A 7,346-nucleotide genomic window follows, 5' to 3' on the forward strand; every position below is an offset into this window, starting at 1 on the left:
GCGATTGCCATGTCGATGAAAGACATATCGACATGGCAATCGCAAGGGGGAAGAGATTTGCACCTTGACTCCGGCCGACTAATGGGTGTCAAGTTGACGAGCGCAGGCTGTATGGCTATCCGAAACATAGTTATCCTTATCGGATAACTTCCTCGAAGGCAACATTGAAGCTCCAACCATGCCAGGTGGCGAGGCATTCCTTGAGTATGACGCAATGACATGCCGCGTTCATCCGATTAACTGCGCAACTGGTCCGTAACGATCCTGCGCGGCACCGGGTGCGAACGCAGCACCCCCCGGAAAAAACGCTTCAACTCTTCGATGTCGCGCGGGCTCAGGCTGAACCGGAAATACCAGCGAACCGCGCAGCTGATGACGAAAGCAGGGAAGCGGTGGCCGTGATAAAGCGATTTCGTCTTCTTCATTGCTTCATTCTACCGCCGCCGGTCCGCTAACCTGACAGCGCCCACCCGCTTGGGCGTGTCAAGCGACACTACGCGGCATCTGCGCCGCCTTCGACAGTACACGGACGGCCACTGGCGCATCGCGCCCCTTCAGTCGTGCCGCAAGTTGCGGCAGGCCGGCTGCTGAAACGCCGGCATGCTGGAAGACCTGTTCTGAGACGATCGCCTCACAAGCGATCTCCTTTGTCATCTGCTCAAGTCTCGAGGCCACGTTCAATGGGTCACCAATTGCCGTGAATGTGGCATGCTCGCGAAAGCCAATCTCCCCCATTACTGCCCGTCCGCAATGTAATCCAATACCAAACCGGATTTTCGCTTGCAGCTGCTGCTCGAGCGCCGCGTTAAGTTCGTCAATATTAGCTGCCACCAGCGGCACTGCACCGAGCGCCTGACGACAGGCGGTGGACGGCTCGGTGCTTAAGCCAAATATCGCGAGCACGGCGTCCCCCATGAACTGGTTTGGCAGGCCACCCGCCTGCATGACTGCGGAGCTGACCGCACTCAGGAATCGACTGACCACGAACAGGCTGTCGAACGGTAATTGTGCCGCCGCAAGCCGTGTGGAATCCCGCATATCCACGAACATGAACGCTGCGAATCGCTCTTGCGGCATGACATCCCGCTGGCGCCGCTGCAAGAAGGCCATTGATGCTGTCGGAGGCACCAGTGGCCATACGGAGAGATCATGTGCCGGCCGCAACTGGCAAGCGAGGCGCACTGCCTGCGAATCAGCGCCCAGCCGCTCCAGAACGCGACGCTCCGCTTCGGCAGGCGCGGGCAACGCCACAATGCTGAGCACGCGTACCCGGCACAACGTGCATCGGGCGCGACCACCGCAGCTGCTGGCGTGGGGAACACCACCCATTCGGCTCGCCTCGAGCACCGAAAATCCGAGCGGCGCGAATACTTTTCGCCCGTCGGGATACCGAACGCAGAACCGCCCGATCCGGCGCTCCCGTATCGTGCGTATCAGCCGCGCGGCGAGCACCAGCAGCAGTGCACCACCGTCGAAGAGCAAGAAGTCGTTGCGCAGCCCGGCAAGCCAATGATTTTGCAATCCCGTTCCGACAATCGTCGGCCGGGTTGCCGTGGCGCGCCAGACAGGATCTTGCGCGAGCGCGATCACTTCCCGTCCACTCTGCAAGAAGCCTAGCAGCGCGAGCACCGGGAGCAGGACCGCAGCGCTCAACAGCACACTGCGCCATGCTCCGAACCAGGGCTTCAATCGCAACCAGAACCAGATGCCGAAGCACCCATGCAGCCAGGCGACCACCAGCAGCATCAGTTGTACACGACCGAACGTCGGCGAATCGATCCAGAACGAGTACAGCAACTGCGCGTAACCCTTGTTCAGGCCGAACTCGGCAAAAGCGACCCGCGTATTCACGAGGTGGTTGGCTAGCAGCGGCGGTATGCACAAACCCAGAACGAGTTGCGCAACTTCACCCGGAGTCCAGTGCAACGAGCGTCGTTCGTAGAGCGCCCACAGCCCCAGCAAGAAGTGCGTCACGAGAGCGCTGTACAGCACTGCCGTTCCAGGCCATCCCTGCCAGATGAACTTCTGTACAAGCAGATCACGCTCCATCCATTCGAGCGAGATATTCCCGAGCGAATGATTCAGGAGATGCGTGCCCACGTAGGTGAATATCACCAGTCCCGTGGTCAACCGGACCGATCGCACACCCGCCGGACGAAGCCATTGAGGATAGTGAACGTGTGGCATGCTCGACTCTCCGCGCATCTCGGTACGCACATTCTTGACGATCTCGCTACATCGTGTCGATTCGGAATCCGCTCGATACGAAACGAGCTACAGGCGCCGGCTTCGTCCTGAGAAGTTCGGCCACCCAGCTTGCTCATCCGCTTGCGAGGTTCTCATCTCGTCACAAAACCCATCCAAACCGTCACGCCGCGGGACCTCGAGGTGCATGGCCTATGGGGCGGACTCGGGACATAGTTTACGCTTTCCGGCAGCGTGCTCTTCCTTGAAGCGGCGGGACGTACGGTTGCGGCGTACGCACAGAACTCGAGCAACTGTGGGGATCACCCTGACATGGAGGAAACGATCATGGTTCAATGATGCGAACCGCTGCGGGTAGCGCCGGGCGACGCCATGCATTTGTGCAACGCTGATGATTGGCGCGCCCGCCGCAATTCAATCGCTACGATACCCTTGTCCGGTTTTCCGCACCCGCGGTCAACGGCCCGCGGTTGCCGGTCGGCAGGGGCCGCGTGAACGCATCCGAGCCGACCGAGGCTGACGAACTGGCCGGCGGCCATGAATTCATCTTGCGGGCACTGTCGCGATCGGGTTTTGCTGCGGGCAATCTGCCGCGTATTGGGCCCATAGCCGGCGCTGTGCGATCTCAAGATCGTCGGGATAATTGTCTTCGTCGCCCGACGGGTCGTAACCGAATGCTTCCAGTTCATTGAGTTCGTTGATGAGTTGCCGGTGAGTGACCGGCGCGGTCAATTTCACGAACGGGTAATCGTTGCACTGCTGCAATGTCAGTGCAGGTGCCGCGAACGCGCTCGCACCTCCGGCCAGCAAGGCGATTGTGGCGATGAATCGGACAATACGGTTCATGATCAATTCCTCCAATAATCAGGAAATATTTCGCACTCCGATATTTATGGTTTGCCACTTCGAATTCGCTCAAGAGTGCAGGCAACACGTACTAAGGGTGAACGCTGGGAGGTCGGGGAGCATGCACTCCGCCAAATGCCACATCCGAGGCCTGCCCCACTCGCAAGCCGATGGGCTCAATAAGCATCACTCTGATGGGCCGCCGAAAGGCGACCCGTTTGCGTTGCCTGTGTGGCGACTCCGCCGTATGCCTCGCTTGCCTGCGCGTTAGCCTGGTTGCGCTCGGCAACCACTGTCTCTGCGCTTGGACCGCGTTGAGAGGCCGGCGCGCCTGGCGACGGACGATAGAACGGAGCCGGACCATAACCGCTTGCGAAGGCGGGAATGGCAAACGACGTGGACAAGGCCACGAACATGGCAGAGAGAAGACGATTCTTCATGATGAGTTCCAGATTCAGGTTGAAGGATGGTTTCCCGGTTAGCTACCCAATGCGGCACCGACCTTCAGCGCGAATTCAGGTACTCAAACTGCGAGTTCGGCAACCGCGACCCAGGTCATGTACTTCATGGGAAGCTTCGACTTCTCTACCGGGGAACCCGCACGGCGTTAGCCACCTTTTTCGGGTAGCGCCATAGCGGAGCGCCACGTCGTGGCAATCGCGGGGCTCCTCGCCCCTCAACAATCTCGACGTGTACCTGTTAAACCGCGACAACGGGTGCGTTATTCCCAGTCAACTCGTTTGGTTGCCCTGTCTCCTCTCGCGTACGCACTACGTCTGCGCGATCCCCAATCGATAGATGTCGGCCGGCTTCAGGATCGCGCGCGGCACGCCGTGACGCACGACGTTGAGCATGGCATCGCCGATAATCCGGGTGGTCAATACACTCGCTGGCGAGATGCGCCGCGCCAATTGGAGCAGCGGCTTGAGCACGATATACATCCACCGGTAACTGGCGGTGCGCGACTGGATCCCGTCCTCGGGAATGATCGCCGAGGGCCGGAAGATGGCCACCTGCCCAAACGCAAGCCGCTGCAACGCGTTTTCGGTTTGCCCGCGGATGCGGGCCCACATGGTCTTACCCTGCTCGCTGCTGTCCGCACCCGCCCCCGAGACATATACCATTGTCATGCGAGGACTGCGGGTGAGCAGCTGTTGCGCGACATGAAGTGTGAGGTCGTAGGTCACCGCGCGGTATGCCGCCTCGGACATGCCGAATGACGTAACGCCGACGCAAAAAAAGCATGCATCAACGTTGGCAAACACGGCATCCACCGCCTCGAAGGCATTCAGGTCTGGAACGATGAAGACCCGCAACCGCGGATCCTCATAGTCCAGCAGTGTTCGCCGTCCGATCACAATGATTTCGGTGACATCCCGGGCTTTGAGGCACGCACGCAATACGCCCTGGCCAACCATGCCGGACGCGCCGATCAGGACAACGCGCATGGCTTCACTCCGACGGCCACTCGGGCGATGCCGCGCCGAAATCGGCCGCGAGGGTGACGGGTTTCCAGCGCTGCATCGTCTCGCGGCGCGCCTGTTCCTCGGCTTCGACGACCTGCCAGGCGTCCGAGCCCAGCACAAGGCGTGCGGGAACCGTTGCGCTCGAGGCAAGCACCACGATCAGCTTCGCGATGCGCTCAGGATCCCCCACTTCATGGCCGACGTAGGCGTCCATGAGCGCCTTGAAGTCTCCCAGCGATGCCTGGTAGTCTTGCGGCAGGTTCTGCAGCGTCGCGCGAGCCTCATGGCCCCACTCGGTTCGCATGCCGCCGGGCTCCAGCGTGCAAATGCGGATTCCGAATGGCGCGACTTCCTTGCCCACAACGTCGCTGAATCCGCCCACGGCCCATTTTGCTGTCTGATAAGCCGAAAGTCCCGGGGTGCTGATGCGGCCGCCCGCCGACGAAACCTGAAAAATGTGACCGCCGCCCTGTGCTCGCATGACCGGAATGGCCGCACGCGTGAGGTTGACCACTCCAAAAAGATTAGTCTCGATCTGCGCGCGGAAATCCTCGGCGGTCGTGTACTCAAACGGTTCAATGTGGCCATAGCCGGCATTGTTGACCAGCACGTCCAGTCGTCCGAAAAGGCGCACCGCTTCAGACACGGCCTCTTTCGCCTGCTGTTCGTTCGTGACGTCCAGTTCAAACGTTGCCAGACGCTCGCCGTAGCGCGCCTGCAAGTCGCTGAATCGAGACGTGTCGCGCGCGCTCGCCAGTACCTTGCCGCCATCGAGCAACGCGGCTTCAAGAATGGAGCGGCCCAGACCTCGGGACGCACCTGTAATCAACCAGACTTTGGACATGATCGTTCGACCTTGGAGAAGCACCGATCCCGGTGCGTTTTTGACAGAGCTACGGGCGCATGCTTACTGCGGATTGAATCCAGCCTTACCTGCGAACATCACGGACCCGGCAAGCTCCTTTTGCGCCCGCAACGCCGTGAGGCTTCGCGAATAACCAGCGTCCAGCACCGCATAGGCATCTCCGCCAAGGACGGTACGCAGCGGCGGCTCCTGCATCTGGCTGACCGTATAGATGGCGTCGGCCATTTTCACGGGGTCACCCGAAGCTTGTTCCTCACCCACCTCCACAATCTGGCGGCGAAGTTTTCCGACTATGCCGTCCTTGTAGGCGTCGAGTTCCTGGGTCCAGCGGATATTGGCAACAAAGCCCGTCTTGATCGAGCCCGGCTCGATGATGATCGTCTTGATGCCAAACTCGGCGACTTCCTGGCTCACCGATTCAGCAAAGCCTTCCAGACCGAACTTCGCGGCGTGATACAGGGAACCGCTCGGGAAGGCTGCACGCCCACCGACGCTACTGACGTAGAGGAGCGTGCCGCGGTTCTTCGCACGCAACGCTGGGAGGAACGCACGCGTAACATGAATGGGCGCGAGCAGGTTCAGAGCGAGCTGCTGCTGGATATCTGCTTCAGTCATTTCCTCCATCGCGCCGATCACTGCGCCACCCGCATTGTTTGCGACCACGTCGACATTGGTGTGGCGCTCAGCGACAGCCTGCACCTGCTCGCGACTGGTCAAATCGAGCGACTCCACCTCGAGCAGCGCGGGGTATTTCCGCGTCAACTCCTGCATCGCGTCGACACGGCGCACCGCTGCAACCACACGGTGCCCCTCTGCGAGCACCTTTTCAGTGAGGGCAAGTCCCAGACCACTGGACGCGCCGGTGATGAACCACTTTTGACTGGACATGATTGCGTGCTCCTTGCAAATAAATGAGCGCGTACGCGCTCAATAAAAGTAGAAAATTTTTACACCGTAATCGCGCGCCATAGAACACGAAACCCCAGTGCCCGGTGACGTGCGGCATCCTCTGGATGCTTGTTCACGTGCTCGATTGTGGTATCGGCAATGTGCTCGATCACGGATGAAAGAAAGCTGACCGGCGCATCCACCAGCACGCCATCACGCACTCCGGACTCCATCATCCGGGACACCGCCAGAAACGCCTCCATACCCTGCGCCCTGGTTTCGTCCAGTATTTGCCCCGATCCGGAGAGACGCGCGATGGCGAAGCGCCCAGCGGCATTGGAGAGCCCCCAGCTCACATAGCGCTGGAAAACGTGCTCCATGCGCTGCCGGTAGTCCGCTTCATCAGGATAGTCCGGCATTACGGTTTCCGCGAGGCTTCGCTTGAGGTGCAGGTAGACCTCCTGGAACAGCACGTCTTTGCTCTCGAAGTACGTGAACAAGGTCCCCTCGGCCACGCTGGCGCCCCGCGCGATGCTCGCCGTGGTCGCCAGCACGCCCTGTTCAGCAACGGCCTGCGTTGCCGACATTAACAGGGCGTTGCGTTTTTCCGGACTCAAAGGGCGTGCCATGGCGTTTCTGTATGAATATAGAGCGAGTAATCACTCAATTATACACGCCTTTTGAGGTGAGGCAACGACTCGTCCGGCGGGGGCTCTCGCGTGCAATCCCAACTCCTCAGGAACTCAGTGAGCCCCTTCGCAGCCTTCGACGTTCAAGGCCGTTGCGCAACTGGCCCAGCATCAACGCACTGGCAACCAGGGCGAAATACAGGGTGAGGAGATTGTGGCGCCAGGCGTCGAGCGCAGGTTGATGGGCCATGAGCACGGGATCGACGTGTCGAAGCACAAGGCCCCTCCCCTCGACCGCTCGCATCATCCGGATAAAGCCCGCAGCGGACAGCAGCGGCAGCAGAACCATGAACGCCAGCAGTGCAGGTTTCAGGCGCCGCGCCCACACATAGTGGCGCAACCGGAACCACAGACCGAGACATCCGTGTATCCAGCCCGGTGCCAGCA

At 60.3% G+C, this 7,346-nt stretch carries 7 protein-coding genes and 2 pseudogenes; all 9 read right to left on the reverse strand.

The window, feature by feature from the left end; translation table 11 throughout:
* Positions 1–239: 239 nt before the first annotated feature.
* Positions 240–425 (reverse strand): annotated as a pseudogene (locus tag EYW47_RS42325) (hypothetical protein); the annotation flags it as partial.
* Between the two features lie 58 nt (positions 426–483).
* Complete coding sequence (locus EYW47_RS40370) at positions 484–2,187, reverse strand: adenylate/guanylate cyclase domain-containing protein (RefSeq protein ID WP_133200380.1); 1,704 nt, start codon at positions 2,185–2,187, stop codon at positions 484–486.
* Between the two features lie 561 nt (positions 2,188–2,748).
* Positions 2,749–3,051 (reverse strand): DUF4148 domain-containing protein, encoded by a 303-nt coding sequence (locus EYW47_RS40375; RefSeq protein ID WP_133200381.1) that lies wholly within the window; start codon positions 3,049–3,051, stop codon positions 2,749–2,751.
* A 176-nt stretch (positions 3,052–3,227) separates the two neighbouring features.
* A complete protein-coding gene (locus EYW47_RS42330) occupies positions 3,228–3,491 on the reverse strand; it encodes a hypothetical protein (RefSeq protein WP_133200382.1) in 264 nt (87 codons plus the stop codon).
* A 330-nt stretch (positions 3,492–3,821) separates the two neighbouring features.
* The gene (locus EYW47_RS40385) at positions 3,822–4,499 is read right to left on the reverse strand and encodes an NAD-dependent epimerase/dehydratase family protein (protein ID WP_133200383.1); all 678 of its coding nucleotides are present in this window, start codon (positions 4,497–4,499) and stop codon (positions 3,822–3,824) included.
* 4 nt (positions 4,500–4,503) lie between these two features.
* Positions 4,504–5,361 (reverse strand): SDR family NAD(P)-dependent oxidoreductase, encoded by an 858-nt coding sequence (locus EYW47_RS40390; protein WP_133200384.1) that lies wholly within the window; start codon positions 5,359–5,361, stop codon positions 4,504–4,506.
* A 63-nt stretch (positions 5,362–5,424) separates the two neighbouring features.
* Positions 5,425–6,270 (reverse strand): SDR family NAD(P)-dependent oxidoreductase, encoded by an 846-nt coding sequence (locus tag EYW47_RS40395; protein WP_133200385.1) that lies wholly within the window; start codon positions 6,268–6,270, stop codon positions 5,425–5,427.
* Positions 6,271–6,329: 59 nt separating this feature from the next.
* Positions 6,330–6,899, reverse strand: a complete 570-nt coding sequence (locus tag EYW47_RS40400; protein ID WP_133200386.1) for a TetR/AcrR family transcriptional regulator — start codon at positions 6,897–6,899, stop codon at positions 6,330–6,332.
* A gap of 106 nt (positions 6,900–7,005) precedes the next feature.
* Positions 7,006–7,346: pseudogene (locus tag EYW47_RS41250) on the reverse strand (hypothetical protein); the annotation flags it as partial.

The sequence above is a fragment of the Paraburkholderia silviterrae genome, assembly GCF_004353915.1.
GTDB lineage: Bacteria > Pseudomonadota > Gammaproteobacteria > Burkholderiales > Burkholderiaceae > Paraburkholderia > Paraburkholderia silviterrae.

Excerpts from the sequence above, each read along its gene's own strand:
- EYW47_RS40370 (WP_133200380.1), bottom strand. The coding sequence starts at position 2,187 with ATGCCACACGTTCACTATCCTCAATGGCTTCGTCCGGCGGGTGTGCGA.
- EYW47_RS40375 (WP_133200381.1), bottom strand. The coding sequence starts at position 3,051 with ATGAACCGTATTGTCCGATTCATCGCCACAATCGCCTTGCTGGCCGGA.
- EYW47_RS42330 (WP_133200382.1), bottom strand. The coding sequence starts at position 3,491 with ATGAAGAATCGTCTTCTCTCTGCCATGTTCGTGGCCTTGTCCACGTCG.
- EYW47_RS40385 (WP_133200383.1), bottom strand. The coding sequence starts at position 4,499 with ATGCGCGTTGTCCTGATCGGCGCGTCCGGCATGGTTGGCCAGGGCGTA.
- EYW47_RS40390 (WP_133200384.1), bottom strand. The coding sequence starts at position 5,361 with ATGTCCAAAGTCTGGTTGATTACAGGTGCGTCCCGAGGTCTGGGCCGC.
- EYW47_RS40395 (WP_133200385.1), bottom strand. The coding sequence starts at position 6,270 with ATGTCCAGTCAAAAGTGGTTCATCACCGGCGCGTCCAGTGGTCTGGGA.
- EYW47_RS40400 (WP_133200386.1), bottom strand. The coding sequence starts at position 6,899 with ATGGCACGCCCTTTGAGTCCGGAAAAACGCAACGCCCTGTTAATGTCG.